The 17,866-nt window shown below is 42.0% G+C and carries 13 protein-coding genes and 1 pseudogene; 1 reads left to right on the plus strand and 13 read right to left on the minus strand.

Features of this window, described 5'->3' with window-relative positions:
- The 3 genes from ACFO4R_RS02000 to ACFO4R_RS02010 form a co-directional block, all read right to left on the minus strand.
- Positions 1-198, minus strand: a 198-nt coding sequence (locus tag ACFO4R_RS02000; RefSeq protein ID WP_379787312.1) for a hypothetical protein, incomplete at its 3' end; no start/stop codon positions are given.
- A gap of 240 nt (positions 199-438) precedes the next feature.
- Positions 439-2,229, minus strand: a complete 1,791-nt coding sequence (locus tag ACFO4R_RS02005; RefSeq protein WP_379787313.1) for a TM1812 family CRISPR-associated protein — start codon at positions 2,227-2,229, stop codon at positions 439-441.
- Positions 2,230-2,998: 769 nt separating this feature from the next.
- Positions 2,999-3,364, minus strand: coding sequence for a hypothetical protein (locus tag ACFO4R_RS02010; RefSeq protein WP_379787314.1), 366 nt, complete (start codon positions 3,362-3,364; stop codon positions 2,999-3,001).
- Between the two features lie 741 nt (positions 3,365-4,105).
- Between ACFO4R_RS02010 and ACFO4R_RS02015 the strand changes: the two genes are divergently transcribed.
- Positions 4,106-4,942 (plus strand): transglutaminase domain-containing protein, encoded by an 837-nt coding sequence (locus ACFO4R_RS02015; RefSeq protein WP_379787315.1) that lies wholly within the window; start codon positions 4,106-4,108, stop codon positions 4,940-4,942.
- 492 nt (positions 4,943-5,434) lie between these two features.
- Here the strand turns inward: ACFO4R_RS02015 and ACFO4R_RS02020 are convergent, their stop codons facing one another.
- The 10 genes and pseudogenes from ACFO4R_RS02020 to truA form a co-directional block, all read right to left on the minus strand.
- A complete protein-coding gene (locus tag ACFO4R_RS02020) occupies positions 5,435-6,880 on the minus strand; it encodes a nicotinate phosphoribosyltransferase (protein ID WP_379787316.1) in 1,446 nt (481 codons plus the stop codon).
- A 344-nt stretch (positions 6,881-7,224) separates the two neighbouring features.
- A complete protein-coding gene (gene ribH / locus ACFO4R_RS02025) occupies positions 7,225-7,698 on the minus strand; it encodes a 6,7-dimethyl-8-ribityllumazine synthase (protein ID WP_379787399.1) in 474 nt (157 codons plus the stop codon).
- A gap of 9 nt (positions 7,699-7,707) precedes the next feature.
- Positions 7,708-8,052 (minus strand): annotated as a pseudogene (locus tag ACFO4R_RS02030) (GTP cyclohydrolase II); the annotation flags it as partial.
- Between the two features lie 73 nt (positions 8,053-8,125).
- Positions 8,126-9,484: an aldehyde dehydrogenase family protein gene (locus ACFO4R_RS02035; protein ID WP_379787317.1), complete on the minus strand. Its 1,359-nt coding sequence runs from the start codon at positions 9,482-9,484 to the stop codon at positions 8,126-8,128.
- Between the two features lie 859 nt (positions 9,485-10,343).
- Complete coding sequence (locus ACFO4R_RS02040) at positions 10,344-11,765, minus strand: alanine/glycine:cation symporter family protein (protein ID WP_379787318.1); 1,422 nt, start codon at positions 11,763-11,765, stop codon at positions 10,344-10,346.
- 12 nt (positions 11,766-11,777) lie between these two features.
- A complete protein-coding gene (glsA, locus tag ACFO4R_RS02045; protein ID WP_379787319.1) occupies positions 11,778-12,704 on the minus strand; it encodes a glutaminase A in 927 nt (308 codons plus the stop codon).
- Positions 12,701-14,764 carry a sigma-54 interaction domain-containing protein gene (locus tag ACFO4R_RS02050; protein WP_379787320.1) on the minus strand — a complete coding sequence of 688 codons (2,064 nt, stop codon included), beginning with the start codon at positions 14,762-14,764 and terminating at the stop codon, positions 12,701-12,703. Before ACFO4R_RS02050 ends, glsA begins: the two co-directional genes overlap by 4 nt.
- Positions 14,765-15,337: 573 nt before the next feature.
- Complete coding sequence (rpsI, locus tag ACFO4R_RS02055) at positions 15,338-15,730, minus strand: 30S ribosomal protein S9 (RefSeq protein ID WP_379787321.1); 393 nt, start codon at positions 15,728-15,730, stop codon at positions 15,338-15,340.
- 15 nt (positions 15,731-15,745) lie between these two features.
- Positions 15,746-16,174, minus strand: a complete 429-nt coding sequence (rplM, locus tag ACFO4R_RS02060; protein WP_379787322.1) for a 50S ribosomal protein L13 — start codon at positions 16,172-16,174, stop codon at positions 15,746-15,748.
- Positions 16,175-16,761: 587 nt separating this feature from the next.
- Positions 16,762-17,511, minus strand: a complete 750-nt coding sequence (truA, locus tag ACFO4R_RS02065; RefSeq protein ID WP_379787323.1) for a tRNA pseudouridine(38-40) synthase TruA — start codon at positions 17,509-17,511, stop codon at positions 16,762-16,764.
- Positions 17,512-17,866: the final 355 nt, after the last annotated feature.

Here is a 17,866-nt window from a genome sequence, read left to right on the forward strand (position 1 = left end):
GTGATTGATTGGACCGGTTTTCAAAGAGATTTTTTGTTGTTTGTGGACCATTTTTAGATTAGCATATACATATCGAAATCCTTCTGTCGCGTTTACTATCTTGCTTTTTTCTTGATTCACTCTGAGGCTTCGTTGCTCCAGTTCCTCTCCGGTTCTTCGGATCAAGTCTTCCATGCCGTTATTAGGTGCGATAAGCATATCATCCACATATCTCAGATAAAAGACGGAGTTGTTTGACATGGTTTGGTCGAAACGGACGGATGTAAAAAAAACGGGAAAATATTTTAAAAAATATTCTCCCGATCAAATAAACGTTTGTGTTGTAGGTCCTCATCATTTAGAAGGGTGACAGCATAAGATCAACGTAAACTTCAATGTATCCATCCGATGAATAAAGAGGTTTCTTTGTCGATATTCGTTGTCTATTCAAACTTTTAGTTAAGGAGTGTTCGGTTTCTTGCAAACCTCTCTTGAACAATCTATAGCACATTGAAGAGAATTGGAAATAAAGCCCTTCGTTAATTTAATCTTGAATGGTTGTCCTTTATCAGGATCCACTCCCTCTAACCCCTGCTTTTCAAGGTAGGCTATCATCCCCTGACTTGTGGTCATATTCCCACTTGCATGGTTAAGATTATTTCGAATCACTCTAATTGCATGGTAAAATTTCATAGCTTTAAAAAGATCATTATATTCCTTATGACGGGTTGCTTCTTTTTCTAAAATTTCTAAAGCCTTTAAATTAAATTCAGGTTCATTTGTGCCAAGATTTTTAATTTTGTTCGCCAAATATCTTTTAGCGTTATAATCCCCATTTTTCAATGCCTGAATAAAACGATAAAAATCTTTTTGAAGTACTAAAACGCTAGTACCATTCTGATTTATTTTGTGAGGAAGTGTCCCATTAATGTACTCGCTGGATATAGCTCTACATGCCTCAAAATCCGTTTTTATATGTTTTGCCACTCTTTGATCAATATCTCTTGCCGAGATATTTGTTGTACACGCAAGCACATCACTAAGTATATATTCAATAATACTTTTTTTATAAAGAAGATTATTGAATTTTTCTAGTATTTCATTACTTTTGCAATTACAAGGATCATTCTTTCTTAAAAACCAGTGTAGTACACCCCCAAAAACTTCCCAGTTATTATGATAATAATCCAAAATTTTTTCATTATAGATGGTTACCGCCTGTTGCAACATATTATTCTCCAAACACCACTGAGCCAAGTCCAAAATAGAGGGCGATGCTTTGTCGATATACAACTTTTCTTTTACTGTGGGGATAAGGGTCTTAAACATTTGAACAAAGATATCTTGTGTTGTGTCGTCTTCCAGATTCTTTATATTATCGGTTATTTCTTCTATCGACTTTTCTATATCATCTACCCTGCAGAGGGCGATCGCATCGGAAAAACTTTGCAGGCTATCAACAAAATCCTTCGCTTTGCTTTTATCAATACCGTTAGAGTTTGGTGCTTTCAAGTTTTCTTGCAGTTTGATCAACTGCCTTGCGTTTCCTGTACCGACAAACTCGCTTACCCCGTTGATCATATCAAACATATCATAGATATAACGAATATTACGAATTTCTTTAGGTTTGGAGAAAAAATCACTATAGACGATATCCTTACATTCGATATCCTTAAATTCCAAATATCGTATAAGCGCTACCATAAAGAAATTACTATCTCGAAGCCCTCCGGTATAATCAATATAAATACTATGCTCCACTTTATTTTCAGAACTCACGTTCAACCCAAGTTTTTCTTCTATTTTCCGATATATGTTTACCGATCTTTCTTTCGATTCCGGTAAAGATTTTAAATCAGATCCATCACCATCGTATTTTTCTCCTTTTTCAAACTTAGTGGGAACTTCAAAATCATATCCGATAGGAAGGATCTTTATTTTTGTTTTATAATCATCACCATATATTGCTGAGCAATGTTTAAGTACCATGTCCTTAAATCTCTCAAAAGCTGTCTGATTACCGGGAGCCTTCCTTTCCGTAAAAACTTCTTGTGACACGATACAAATAATCGTATCAATCGGATTATGATTTTCTTTTGCTATTTGAATCAAGCGCTTGACAGGAGCATCATTTGTTTGCTCTCCTTCAAATCCTCCCTTTGTCTCGTCATAGAAGTAAGTGTCTTTTTGCGCTTTATCACTATATTTACTCAAAAACAATATCATACTTGACCTTTTTTGTTCTTCCATAGGTTTTTCCTCCTTATATCAATATAACGATCTTATCTCAGCCGTCAATCACGATCATATGCTAAGATCGGATAAAAGAGTGGTCATATCGACCCTGCAACTTTGAATCTTCGTTTCATATCCTGTAAAATACAACTCTTCGATCAATAATCCCAATAGATCACAGTATTAAGGCGATACCACATAATCCAACAATCAACCTAAAATCCATTTTGCGCGAAGAATAAAATTTTTGAAAATATTGATATGACAAACCTTTATATTTTATAAACAAAGAAACATCGAAAGTTTGCCTTCGTGCGGTGTTTCTCTAAAGCAAAGGCGCAAAGTCAACACCCCTATCGTATGTAAACCGAAATCATGCCACGACCTGCACAGGAGTACAGGTACTCAGTATCTTCAAACTTCCTTTTCAAAGATAAAGCCTCGCAAGGATGTAACCTCTCCTCCGTCGTTTTATACTATCACTCGTTTAAATTGTGGATATAAACGATTTGTACCATAGAAGATAACACAATTTTTCATGGTCGAAAAACAGATATATCCACACTTCTATCGGAGAATAGTATTCGGAGTAAAACGGTACAAAAAACGACCGATGTCCATTCAAACTTTAACCTGCTCACACACTGCTTATATCAACGATTTGAGCTTTACAGACGTCGAAATACTTTTTTGTGATGAGCAGCTGCACTTGCATTGAACAGCGGTAAAATAAGTCGTTTAGAAACATCCGTATATTCCACTCTGTCTTTGTGAAGCGTCTTTCTTATTTCTCTCCATATTCCCGAAAACGTACAAACTCAAATACGATCTCTTTCTTGCTGATGCCCTCCACATACACCTCCTTCGTATTTCTTTCGCTACAAGCGGAAACCACGGTGATTCCTTTTTCCTTCAGTTTTTTCACTACCGCATAGGTCAGGGTAAATTCTCCCTGGCACAGAACAGCGGTGGGATTTTTTTCAAGGATCCGCTCCACCTGTCTGCATGCAAGGTCTTCCACCTCTGTTTCATCCGCGTGAGCGGGAACCGCCGGAAAAGCGAGGTCTTCGATTTCTCCCCATTGCGATGCCGCTTCTCTTTGTTCCTTGCTCCAATACTGAGACGGATGATTCGAAAAATTGATCAACATAAGATCACCTTCCTTCGTTTTGATTTTTAGAGAGGTCTCACAGCGCCATACCGCATTCCTGTCGTTGTTGTACCAAACGGATATCTTTATACATAGTTGCTTGCCGGAATTTTACCATTCGTGTAACACCGATTTCATTGCGGATTTTTGAATTGTTCGACATCTCCTTAGTATACTGTATCACAAACTAAGGCCTTCTGTACAGTACTTACCGATGCCATCAAGCCCTAACTTGCCTCCTACTTTTATATCCTTCGTTTTTTAAGCCATGTTAAGAAAACGCCGAGAAATTCAAAAAAATCGGTGCAATACCCATTTTGTATTAAGGGTGAGTTTCTTGAACATATTGATTTGAAAGATGTTTGAATTTGGGATCTTCATAGAGAAATCAAGTGTTCCCTTTTTACGGCATCCGTTTAATACTGTTCTGCGCCGAAATATCCGACATATCCCTATCGAAAAACAACTTGGATCATCCCGGTTCAAAGTTCGGGATCATACAATTCGAACAGACATCAACATAAAGAAACTACTTAAAATCTCAGGCTAATCCACCATATTTTTTGAGATATCTCCCATAAATAAAGGAATATCGGTAACGAGCTCTCAATGATTCCAATTCAAAAAACTTAACATCGCTTTCTTCCGGGTGAGATATTATATTGTAAGCGGATCGATTTAAAGCTTGCACATTTTGGAAAACCGTCTTATACTATTACAATCACTATAAAGGAGGAGCTTATGAAAAAGAAACTGATACCCTTTGTCCTGTTGACGCTGATGTTTGTTCAAACAGCAGTCGCACCGTCTCTGGCATCAAATTCAAAGTTCAAGTATTTTGACAAAGAAATCAAGACCGAACTCGACAAGATCTATTCTTCACCCAATTTTGTATACGGGACTCAGATCAAGATCCACTATACCATGAACAGCAAGGGAAAGGTTACCGGCTACAAGATCGTTCAGCACCAATCGGAAGCACTGAAACAAAAGGTTCAATCGGCGAACAGTGTTGTGAGAAAGTTCTACCTGGAGCGTATTCAAAAGCAGTTCCCGCCCACCGAACCCGACTGGAGATTCAAGCGGGAGATGGAGATCATACGATATATGCTTGAGAACATCGACTATGCGATCGACCGCTACAATACCGATACGATAAGCGATGACGATGCTACCGCCTACGGTGCTCTGGTCAAGAAAGAGGCTGTCTGTCAAGGATATGCCCACACCTTCTACCTGCTCGCAACTCGCTGCGGTCTGGAAGCGCATATCGTCAGTAACGGAGACCACGCCTGGAACATCATAAAACTCGATGACGGCAACTACTACCATGTCGATGTTACTTGGGAGGATCCCTATGAGAGCGATACCGGAAGACCCAACAAGGAATACGGCTACAAAAAACTTAGAAACCGCTATATCAACTTGACTTCGGAAGAGATACGAATGAGGGATGAAAGAGGTTTTCACAAAACCTGGACTCCCAACAAGTTCGAATGTAATTCTCTCACCTACGGACCCGATAAGGTGGAAAGCTATATCAAGGAGCTGACGGGAACTTCCACAGATATGAGATAAAAATCTGTGTGCAATCTTCTTAACTCCGGAGATAGATGCAAAGATAAGAGGATGATCAAGAGAAGGAAAGGGGTTTGGCCTTGTTTAGAAATTCATACAGAAGTTCGTACTATAACGGGGCATATCCAAGTCGGAGGATGACGATTCAAAGTATTCAACCTGTTAATTTTAACGAAAAGTAGTATTACACTGTTTTCTGTTTAAAATGTCAGATAAACAGAATATGTATTTGCCGGAAACGTTTTGAGTAATTGTAGGGTTCAAACCTCTCGACCGGACAACTTTAAGATATAATAGTATTATACTATTCTCCAATAGAAGTGTGGATATATCTGTTTTTCAAATCACGAAAAGTTGGTTTATCTTCTATGGCTCACAGATCGTTTATGTCCACAACTCAAAAGAATAATAACATTACACAAAATTACCGTGTTCAAAGAACAGTATCCGTCAAAAGAGGGACAAGCCTTATGCTTCGTCCCTCTTTCTCCCTTATTGCTCTTCTTTTGAATTTCTTTTTTCTTTGATCAACTTATGCTTGACATCGTACAGTTCTTGTGACAAATCCACCTTGTAGGGTTCCGGATTGCTTAGTCTCAAATACTGAGGCCAGAGGGAGGCCTTTTCCTTAAAGGCATATTCCCTGTACTCTTTGACTGTTTTTTTCTCCCTTACGCATTTCCCGTCTATAAACAAAGGTTGGAGAAGTTCTTTGATATAATAATCCTTATATGTTCGTACCTTCCATGTATAGATCGGATGAAAAATGGTCAGAGGCTTGGAGGTATCAATCTTTTCTCCGTCCATCATAATCAGATCCGCCTCCGCCTTATCGTTGTTCTTGTTATAGATACGAACGACCTGCTTGTATCCGGGATTGGTTATTTTTTCCGGAGATTCGGAGATTTTGATTTTCGGTTCATATTCCCCATTCTTGAGGACAGCGGCAAGCTTATACACTCCCCCAAGAGACGGGCAGTCACTCGAAGTAATCAACCTTGTTCCTATTCCCCAGGAATCGATTTTGGCTCCCTGGAGCTTGAGATCCATCAAGGTGTACTCGTCCAAGTCGTTGGATGCCGTGATTTTAACATTTGGAAACCCTGCTTCATCCAACCGTTGTCGGACTTCCTTGGACAGATACTCCAAGTCTCCCGAATCGATTCTTACCCCAAGAGGCTCATAGCCCTTCTGCCTCATCTCACGGAATACGGTAATTGCATTGGGAAGACCGCTTGCAAGGGTGTCGTAGGTGTCGATCAGCAGTATCGTCTTGGTCGGGTAGGTCCTCGCATAGGATCGAAAAGCCTCCAGCTCCGAATCGAACTTCTGGATCCAGCTGTGAGCATGGGTTCCCATTACAGGAACATCAAACATCTTGCCCGCCAGGACATTAGAGGTCCCTTGACAACCTCCTACGATAGCAGCCTTTGCCCCGTAGATCCCTGCATCCGGGCCCTGTGCACGACGCAGACCGAATTCCATCACGATATCGTCTTTGGCGACTTGACAGATCCTTGAGGCCTTGGTCGCAATCAGAGACTGGAAATTCAAGATACACAACATTGCAGTCTCAATAAACTGGGCCTCGATCGCCTTTGCTTTTACCCTCAAGATCGGCTCATAGGGAAACATCACGCTACCCTGCTCCACCGCATAAATCTCGCCCGTAAAACGGAAGTTCTTCAGATAGTCTAAAAATCCTTCGTCAAATATATCCAAACTGTGTAAATACTCGATGTCTTCCTGTGTAAGATGGAGGTTCTCAATATAGTCGATGATCTCATCAATACCGCAAATCAGCGTATATCCTCCCTTGCTCGGGTTGTTTCGGAAAAAAATATCGAAGACCATGATGTCTTCATGGCTATTATCCTTGTAATATCCATTCATCATTGTCAATTGATAAAGGTCCGTCATCAACGTCAGGTTTCTCATTACTACACTTCCTTTGTATGTAACTATTATTTTTTGATACAACTACAATTGAACCCATTGTATCAGTAATGGATATAAAATTCAAGAAAAAAACAAAGCCTTTGTATTCAGATCAAACCCCTGCTTTCATAAACACGGAAGATTTTTTCAATAACCCTCAAATTTTTAGGGAAACTCTGCAAAAAAAACACCCCTTTATTTATCCGAATGCTATAACTTATCTTCATAAAAGAAAAATAGTTCTATTTAAACTTTCAAAAACTCAAACATCCCTTATCGGACACGACTCATTTTTCTTCTATGTTTGACTATGCGACGTTTCCCTAAATCTTAGGCTTGAAAAACTACTTCAAATCCTCCATCTCTCTTATCAGATTTATCATCTCAATGGCTCCGACCGCACAATCAAAGCCTTTGTTTCCCGCCTTTGTTCCCGCTCTCTCGATCGCCTGCTCGATGTTTTCCGTTGTCAACACCCCGAACATCACCGGAAGACCCGTTTCTAAGGAAACCTGTGCGATCCCCTTCGAGACTTCGTTGCATACATAGTCGTAGTGGCTCGTACTTCCGCGAATTACGGTCCCCAAACAAATGACCGCATCGTATTTTCCGCTTTTTGCCATCTTAGACGCGATAAGCGGGATCTCAAAGGCTCCCGGTACCCAAGCGACATCGATGTCCTCTTCTCCCACCTCATGACGCTTGAGAGCATCCATAGCACCTCCCAAAAGCTTAGATGTGATAAACTCATTGAATCGCGCAACTACGATACCTATTTTTACTCCTTTAGATAAAAACTTTCCTTCATAGACCTTCATCTTTTGTCTCCTCATATCTCCGGGAAAGCCAAGCTCCAAGTTAGCCTCCAAGGTATCTCTTCCTCTGTCCTGCAGTTCATAGGCCTTGAGTTTGTTGATCAGACCGATACCCCTTCCTTCTTGACGCATATACAGCAAAATCCCTCTTCCCTCTTCCTCAATTCTCTTCATCGCAGCTGCAAACTGTTGTCCGCAATCACATCTTAAAGAACCGAAGGCATCTCCGGTAAGACATTCGGAGTGAACACGGCACAGTACGTTCTCTCCCTTGGAGATATCTCCCTTGATCAAAGCGACGTGATGTTCTCCGTTAAGCCTGTTGATGTAACCGAAAGCTCTAAAGTCTCCGTATCTCTCTTCCCTACCCCCTCCACAAAAGCACGGGAACATCAATCACTACAATCCCTTCCAACAAAAACACGAGAATTTAATGCAGAAATTTTTTGAGAAGAGAAAGCTTCGTCTTGCTGTAAGGCGGCTTGAGCACAAGCTCAGAGGTATGCAGCACGGTCTTTACAACGGCTTTTTTATGCGAAAACGCTTCCATACTGTACTTCCCATGATAGGATCCCATCCCCGAATGAGATACTCCTCCGAAGGGGAGATGTTCATTGGCCACATGCAGGATCACATCATTGATCATGGCTCCCCCCGAAGAAATCCTCGCCAAAATGCTTTGAATTTCAGTGTTATCCCTTCCAAATACATAAAGGGCCAAAGGCTTCGGATAAGACTGCACTATATTGTAAACTTCTTCCAATGACTTAAAACCGATGAGAGGAAGAACGGGGCCGAAGATCTCTTCTTCCATCGCAACACCCTCGGCGGAGTTCAAATCCAATAAAGTCGGCTCCACATATCTTCCTTCAATTCGACCTCCGTAGACAATATCTTCCCGATGCGCCTCGATCATCTTTTCGAGTCTCTTTACATGATGAGTGTTCACGATTCGGGGATAATCAGGCGAAAGTTGTGCATCATCACCATAGAGGACTTTGATCTCACGAATCATCTCCTTGATCAAACGCTGTTTTAACGGTTCATACACAAGGCAGTAATCAGGAGCGATACAAGTTTGTCCCGCATTGAGAAGTCTGCCCCAAACAATCCTTTTCGCCGCCAGTTTGACCTGTGCATCTTCCAACACGATGGCGGGACTTTTTCCTCCCAATTCAAGAATAACGGGAGTCAGATGTTTTGCCGCTTTCTCCATAATCAATCGTCCTACCCGTGAACTGCCCGTAAAAAAGATCAAATCGAAATCCTCTTCCAAAAGTCTCTTTGTCACATCGACCTCTCCGAGCACTACTTCAATATAGTCCGGTTCAAAGACGAAACTCAGCATCTCATACATCACTTCACTCACCTTGGGAGTTTGCTCCGAAGGTTTGATCACCACGGTGTTTCCTGCCATCATTGCTCCCACGAGGGGCTCTATCACCGTCAAAAAAGGGTAGTTGAAAGGTCCTATGATCAACACGCACCCGTAAGGTTCGTAGACCGTGTAAGCACAACTTCCGAAAAGCGTTAAAGGAGTGCGTTCCCTCTTTGGCTTCGCCCATCCGTCCAAATTTTTCAGTGCACTGCGGATGCTTCGTTTGCTCACCCCGACCTCCGTAATAAAGGCCTCGAATTCGCTTTTTTGCAAGTCTTGATAAAAGGCTTCATACAACCTCGGCTCATATAATTCTATCGCCATCAGAAGCCTGCGCAACTGCCGTTTTCTCCATCGAAGATCCAGAGTTTTTCCCGATAAAAAAAACTCCTTCTGTCTCTTTAAGCTCATCCCTTATCCCTCCGTTTCATCCAAGAGCATTTCCTGATTATACCGTTCTCTGCCGCAATATGTTTACGATTGATATCCCTTACATCCGCTAAGTCATTGTCCCTCTTCTATCTTAAAGCTATGATGGAGCGATCGATATGTCGTCCTGTCATCCGATTTATATCTCCTCCGCCTCTATTGTCTACACCCTCGACAATTCATACTGTTACCCGTTTTGAATTATCGAGATCAACAACTCAAATAAATAGAAGTATAAAATTCCGTAATACTATTCTCCAATAGAAGTATGGATATATCCGTTTTTTTCAACCTGCGAAAAACCTCTTCATCTTCTATGGTCACAGATTGTTTATATCCACAACTCAAAGGAAGAATAGTATAAGATACAGATACCTGTCATCAGTCTATCACAAGATAAGACGAAAGAGCAAATAAAAGGCGGAGGTTTCCAAAAGGAATTCCCCCGCCTTTACGACCCCACTTCCTGATAAAACCACAGGATATCGTCTGAACAAAACTTGCTTCCTGCCCCCTTCCTGCGATCCTCAGGCCGTGCCGACAAAGATATAATACTGTTATCTAAGGAAACAGTGCACAAAGGCAAGCTTCTGATTTTCCTCCGGTTTTATAAAGCATAGAAGTTTGTTATATCAATATTTTCAAGAATTTTATCCTTCGTATGAAATTGGTTTTATGCCGTTTTTTCGAATTATGCGTTATCTCCCTAATTAAAATGTCAGGTTGGATGCTTTGAATACTCTCATTATCCAAGCTGTTTTTCGGCAACGGTAAGTCTGTATGCCCTACATTTCAAACAGAGAACGGTATAATACTGTTCGCGATATCCATTCCGAGACGATTACTTCTTCCAGCAACCGATCTTATCTTCCAGACCTTTCAAGGTCTTGAGGTTGGAAATATGAAACTCCGGCTCTTTGCCCGACTTTAATTGGGAGAAATAATCCTGATACGCTTCTATCGCAATTTTGCCCAGCTTAATCAGTACGACGAGGTTAATGGTCGCCATAATTCCCATAAAGATATCTCCGGTATCCCAAACGATGGAGAAATCTGCAACACAACCCACAAAAACCATACCCAATACAAGAACTCTATAGAAGTTCAATGCCGTTTTTCCCCAGCCCAAATGCTGGATGTTGTTTTCTCCGTAGTAATAGTTTCCGATTACAGAAGAGAATGCAAACATCAACACACAGAATGTAAGGAAGGTGTGTGCCCACGGGCCTACCTCATGTGCCAATGCGGTCTGCGTGATGGCAATTCCTTTTAAGTTCGGATCCATGTATACTTCCTGCCCCGCCAAAATAATAATAAACGCCGTTGCCGAGCAAACGAGAATGGTATCCATATATACACCGAGAGCCTGAATCAAACCTTGTTTTGCAGGGTGGGTAACATCCGCGGTCGAAGACGCGTTCGGTACTGCTCCCATTCCAGCCTCATTGGAGAAAAGGCCTCGACGAACTCCGTTCAAAATAGCGGCCCCCAAAGTTCCTCCCGCTACCGCCTGCAGGCTGAACGCCGATCGGAAGATGATAGCAAACATCGAAGGAACCAGGGTAATATTCTTAAAGATGATGAGAAGGGCAAGCCCCATATAGGCAATCGCCATAAACGGTACGAGCAGGGATGTGACATCGGCAATCCTTCTTACTCCTCCGAAGATAACAAGGGCTACAACCACAATCAAAACCGCCCCTACAACATACTCTTTGACTCCATAAGAATTTGAAAACGCAGAGGCGATGGTGTTCGCCTGAATAGAGTTAAACATGAATCCGTATACAACGGAAATAACGATGGAGAAAACGATACCCAACTTAGGCAGCCCCAATGCATGGGTCATATAGTAGGCGGGACCTCCCCGAAAAGTTCCATCCGAATTTTTCTCCTTAAAAATCTGTCCGAGAGTATTCTCCACAAAAGAAGATGCCCCTCCTATCAAAGCAATGACCCACATCCAGAACACGGCACCCGGTCCTCCGGCAGCAATGGCTCCGGCAACCCCTACGATGTTTCCCGTACCGATATGAGACGCCGCGGAGATGGTAAACGCCTTGAACGGCGAAATCCCCTTTTCACCATTTTGCTGCTCTTTTGCAGGTTCGGTCAACAGCTTCAAAACGTGCTTCAGATGTGTAAACTGACCACATTTTAACTGAACGGTGTATAAAACTCCCACAATCAGCAACAGAGGAATCAGGATCCATGTATATATCGTATCGTTAAAAAAACCCGTCCAACTCGCAAATTTTTCCATTCTAAGAACCTCCTAAATAAATATGTTTAAATTCAATGTCTTCGAAATTTCTTCCAACACTTTAAGACCTCTCACGCTGTTTCCCGAACGATCGAGCCTCGGAGAATAAGTACAGATCCCGCATTTTCCGGGTACAATGCCGATGATGGCACCTCCAACTCCACTCTTGGAGGGAAAACCGACCTCCACCAAATACTGTCCGCTCTCCTCATACATTCCGCAGGCTGCCATAAGTGCCAAGGTGATTTTGACAACCTCCTTGTCCACAAGCTGCTCCTTCCCGTCCAAAGATCTTCCTCCATTTGCCAACACCGCCGCTATATGTGCAAGCTGTTTGACATTCAGACCGATGGAACAGTTCCTGACATACAACTCCAAGACCTCTTCCGCATCGTTATCGATGATCCCGATGCTCTTTAGATAGTAGCTGATGGATCGATTGATATCCGTCGTCTCCATCTCGGAGAGGAAGATGTGTTCCAAAAAACGTACATCTTCACTATTGCTCAAACTCCCGATCTTCTCAATTACCCGGTCGAATTTCTCCTGTGTCGAAGATCCCCGGATAAGAGAGCAGGTACTGATGGCTCCGGCATTGATCAAAGGATTTGCCGCCTTGTCGCTGATGGGGCGAATGGAGTTGAACTTGTATTCCGTCGGCTCCATGCCCACCTTGGAAAAGACCTCCTCTCTTCCCACGTCTTCCAAGGCCATGATCAGGTCGATGACCTTCGATATACTCTGGATCGAAAAAACAATCTCATCATCCCCCTTGACAATGATCTCTCCATCCACATCGACAAGCGCAATTCCAAAATTGTCGGGTTCCACATTGGCAAGCTCCGGAATATAGTCCGCGAGTTTTCCCACATCTTTATACGCCTCGCTGTTCCTGATTGCCTGCTCCAACACCCGCTCTACTTCCACTCTGTTTTTCATAGTTCCTTCCCCACTGTTTCTTTTACTTTTGTTATCAGTTCGTTTTCCTCGATATCAAAGAAAAACTCCTCCTTCAAGAGCAACTCTCTTCCAAGAGCTGTAACCTCACTCCCGCTCCTTCCGTTCCTGATTCGTACCAGCTCCCTGTCGTTCAGCTCTCCCAAAATCGACCTGATCTCCACTTCCGAGATCTTAAAGTAAATGTCCGAGAACAACTTCTCAAGGGTACGCCTTCCCGAAGGGATACCGACCTGTTCCAGTGCGCACATCAGGGCCAGAACAAGATACTTCAGCTGTTCTTCATCAAAATACTCCCTCCTGTGAAGATATTGAGGCAGGGAGTGAAACCCCACTTCCCTCACAGTCATTACCTCAATGTAACTGAACATATTCTTGAGTTCCCTGATGTTTCCGTCCCAACTGTAGTTCTCACAAAAAATGCGAAATCCCTTGCAGAACTTTCTTTCGATATTTTGATCATCCATCCAGTAGCGTAAGATCACAGGGATGTCCTCGACTCTCTCCTCCAAAGAGGGCAAATGGAGTTCAAACACATTGAGGCGATACAGAAGATCACGGCGAAACTTCGATTCTTTGACCATCTGAAGGATGTCCCTGTTCGTCGCAGCCAAAACTCTGGTGTTGATCCGAATGAGTTTATCTCCCCCAACTCTCATAATGCTCTGCTCCTCGAGCGCTCTTAGAAGCCTGGGTTGCAACTCCATCGGAAGGTCTCCGATCTCATCGAGAAAAATGGTCCCTCCACTGGCGCGCTCCAATAAGCCGATCTTCCCTCCTTTCTTTGCTCCCGTAAAAGCTCCTTCTTCATAACCGAACAACTCCGATTCCAGAAGAGTCTTGGACAAGGTCGAGCAATTGACTGCGATAAACGCCTCCTTCCTTCTTCGAGAGGCATTGTGGATCGCTCCGGCGAAAAGTTCTTTGCCCGTCCCTGTATCTCCGAGTATCAAAACCGGCTCATCCGTCAAGGAAAATTTGAGAGCCATACGCTTGGTTCTACGAATTACCTGCGATTGCCCAAGGATACTCTCAAAGCAATACTTCGAAAAGTAACCGCTCTTTACGATCTTATTGGACTTGTTGAACAACTCGACCACATCAAAGTAAGGTTTGAGCAAAACCATTTTTCCATAGTTATCCTCCTTATGATGGATGGTTCTGACACTGACGAAACAGTCCGTCCCGTTGACACTTACCAACTCTTCACGGACCTGCTCCTTGTCCGCCAGATTCATGAACTTTTCTTCAAGACGAAAGACCTCATAGAAATTGTGGTGTAGAAGCTTTTTCTTGCTTACTCCTATCAGTTTGCAAAACGCATTGTTACAGGTATTGATATCAAAATTTTTGTCTAAAATAAGTACTCCGGAGTCAAAGTCATCCAGAACATAATCCAACTGTACCTCCGATACAAACTTGGATTTTATGGAATAATTGATCCCATACCAACAGGTGGGTACCCGATTCATCATCTCCCATATAATCGACTGTGCCGTCTTCTCCTCAATGTTTAGGATGTAGATGATATCGAGAACGTTGGATATGTCCAAAAGTCTATGTCCCGTAACAATCGCCCTGCCGCGAATATCCGCGGCAAACTCAAAGACATCCGGTGCAATGTGAATGACGTAGGTATATTCCTGCTTACTCAGCACCTTCCCGGGAAAATACGGTTCCATAAAGATGTCCGTCTTTCCCAACTGGTAGATCAGAGCCATGGTTTCATTTGCCATAAATTCATTGATATTCACCACCAACACGTCACTGTCCGGTTCGATCCGATTGATCTCCTTTAGTGCCGCCCTGCTTATCGTCCTCTTCATCATCAACTGCGGTACATCACACTTGATCTTTCCGATCAGAAGGTTGATGATCTCGGGATCCGTATAGAGGATGAGGTCTGTATGATAGATGGGCGGAATCGGCTCCATCTCAAGGTTCCTATAATCTACAGCAATATCCTTGAAGATGGAACGAAGCTGGCGTTTATAAAACTGCGAAGAGTCCTCATCAATGGAAAGAATGGTAATTTGTCTCATCTCTACTCCTCCTTTTCCTTGACACTTATACTATATGCAAGTTCTGTGCCAAGTTCGTTAAACTTAAGATAAACTTTTAAAGCCGGCTGTTTTCATGCTTACAAACATCCTTCTTCTTCTGCTGAAAATATCACAATGGATTAAACGGGATTCTTCATTTTCTATTTGTATAAGTATCCCATTTATTGACGGAAAATGCAAGGTACTTCTTTATTCACTCGTACCGGATGGATTGCATTGTTGATGTCGAAGATTTTGCTCCACACGAGAGAAAGTGAGTTTCATCGCCGCAGAATAGATATCACCGCACTTCTATCAAACTCTGCTATTCATTGAAACGACAGATATCGGTAATTTTGCCTTTTTAAGAGCTGAAATAATTGATTTTGATGATCGAGATGGATATAAGCATACTTCTATCGAAGAATTTTATAAAACTCTCTGTTTTTTAGAACCGGAGCGATAATGTGAAAACCCGATAAAAAATGTCAGGCGAAGAGTGGTATAAGGGAGATATAGTTTGAACAAAAAAGCTGCCGAAAATAAATTTCCGACAGCTCTGTGATTGTAATACTAACGTTTGGAGAATTGAGGTGCTCTTCTTGCAGCCTTCAATCCGTATTTCTTTCTTTCTTTCATTCTCGGATCTCTGGTGAGGAAGCCTGCTTTTTTGAGCAGAGGTCTTAACTCCGCATCCACTTCCAACAGGGCACGTGAAATACCGTGGCGAATCGCTCCGGCTTGTCCCGTGAAACCTCCACCTTCTACTTTAACGACTACATCATATTTTCCAAGTGTATCCGTGATCGTCAAAGGTCTTGTTACTTCTCTTTTCAATGTCTCATATCCGAAATAGTCATCAAGAGTTCTTCCGTTGATGGTTACAACACCCTCTCCCGGAATAAGTCTTACTCTGGCAACCGAACTCTTTCTTCTTCCTGTTCCAAAATATTGTACTTTAGCCATGTGTATCCTCCCTTCTTATATGTCCATCGGTTTCAATTGTTGTGCTTCGTGCTTGTGTTCCGGTCCTACATAGATCTTTAATCTCTTCATCATAGGTGCTCTCAATTTATTTTTGGAAAGCATTCCGTACACTGCATGGCGAACAATCTCTTCCGGTTTCTTCTGTAACATATCTTTGAAGGAAACTTCTTTCAATCCACCAAAGTAACCTGTATGATGTCTATACACCTTTTGGCTTGTTTTCTTCCCTGTTAATCTTACTTTTTCGGCGTTTACTACGACTACATAATCTCCACCGTCAACGTGGGGTGTAAATGTAGGCTTATGTTTTCCTCTTAATAAAATTGCTATTTCTGTGCAGAGTCTTCCCAATGTTTTTCCTTCTGCATCTACAAGATACCAATTTCTTGTAACCTCAGACGGCTTAGAAATATAAGACTTCATTCTTATCCTCCTCAAATATAATTTTCATTATGGTTGTGTATGAATAAAGTCCGGGGCTGGTGGACAAATATATTAACACGTACTAATGAATTTTACCACCTGCTGTTTTTTCTGTCAACCGTATAAATTGATTTCTTAACAAAAATTTCCGTGTTTATAAGTGTTGCGATCTATTCTCAAGCCTTTGCCCCTTATCCTTGTGCAAACAACATCAGGCAAGGACCTTCGTTCCTTTGCTTTTCCTACTTGAAGCGTTTTAAGATTTTAGGGGGATGGTGCAAAATTCAAAAAGTCAGCATAACATCAACTTTGTACGAAGGATGAGATTGTTGAAAATATTGATTTGACAAATTTCTATATTTCATTGACTTGTAACAAAATCAAGAGTTTTCCTTTGTGCAAGATTTCTCTTAAAATATTTTTTGTAATTTGTAGAAAGACCTTCACTTTAACACGTTGATATTCGAACCGTTGTTGAGTGTGTTATCCGTATGTCTGCACCATAACATGAATATAACAACATAAGGCGAGCCGGAGATACGTCGTTACACCCATTCCGTTCTTCAAACAAACAATACCGTCAATCCCTACTCTGCGAAGAGTTTCTCTTCTCCATAATCCACCCTCTCCAAAAAAAGAGCGTGTGCAGGAGCCGTATGCCCCGCCTTTTTTCTGTCGGGCACATGCAGCAGCTCGTCGATATCGATCTCTTTCCCCTTCCCGATTTCTACAAGAGTTCCTGCAATGATCCGAACCATATTGTATAAAAATCCGTTTCCGCTTATCCTCAATTCAACTATTCCCTTCCGCTCACTTATCTCACAGTTGTAGATGGTCCTTACCGTCGTCAATGCGGAAGAGCCTTCACTGCGAAAGGCCTCGAAGTCATGAGTTCCCTCAAATTTTGAAGCGGCAAGCTTCATCGCCGCAACATTGAGCTTCCTTCCGATAAAGTAAACTCTGCCCTTTTCCATTGGAGATTCCACCGAATTGGTGTTGATGCGGTAACAATAGGTTTTCCTCTTAGCACAAAATCGTGCATGAAAGTCCTCCCTACACCTGCTGCTCCTCATGATCCTGATATCCCATGGGAGATAGTAGTTCAAAGCATTCTTGAATCTCGGCGCTTCCAGCTTTGTTTCGATATGAAAGTTGGCAATCTGAGCCAAGGCATGAACCCCGCTGTCGGTCCTTCCGGAACCTATCAGCTCCACGTTTCTTCCCGTCGTCTTAAAGATCGCCTCTTCGATCTCTTCCTGTATGGAAGGTGCATTTTTCTGCTTCTGCCATCCGGCATAACGTTCTCCCAAGTATTGAATCTCCAAAATAATGTTCATAAGTGCCCTCTTAGTATTATAATCTGCTTACATTGTCTGTAAGAAATCCGCATCCACACCGTTTTTCTCTTTGCACGGTTTATACAGGTGATGTCGTTCGGCTCAATTCCATACTACATTCTTTCTCTTCCATCTGCCAAAACCGTCTTTGATCTCACAATTTTTTTCGGGAAAAGTCTATGTCTGTTCCTATGATTTCTCCGAATCCCTAATTTGTATTGTAACTTATTTTTTGACTTTTTTCTATTTTTTCTTTCTCTGATCCAATTGATAAATCCTCTCCTTTATGCTATAACCTATTTATTGATTTCAACTTTGAGAAAATACCGCATAATTCAAAAAAAATAGAACGAAA

Origin of the sequence: Filifactor villosus, assembly GCF_042652965.1 — a bacterium.
Lineage (GTDB): Bacteria > Bacillota > Clostridia > Peptostreptococcales > Filifactoraceae > Filifactor > Filifactor villosus.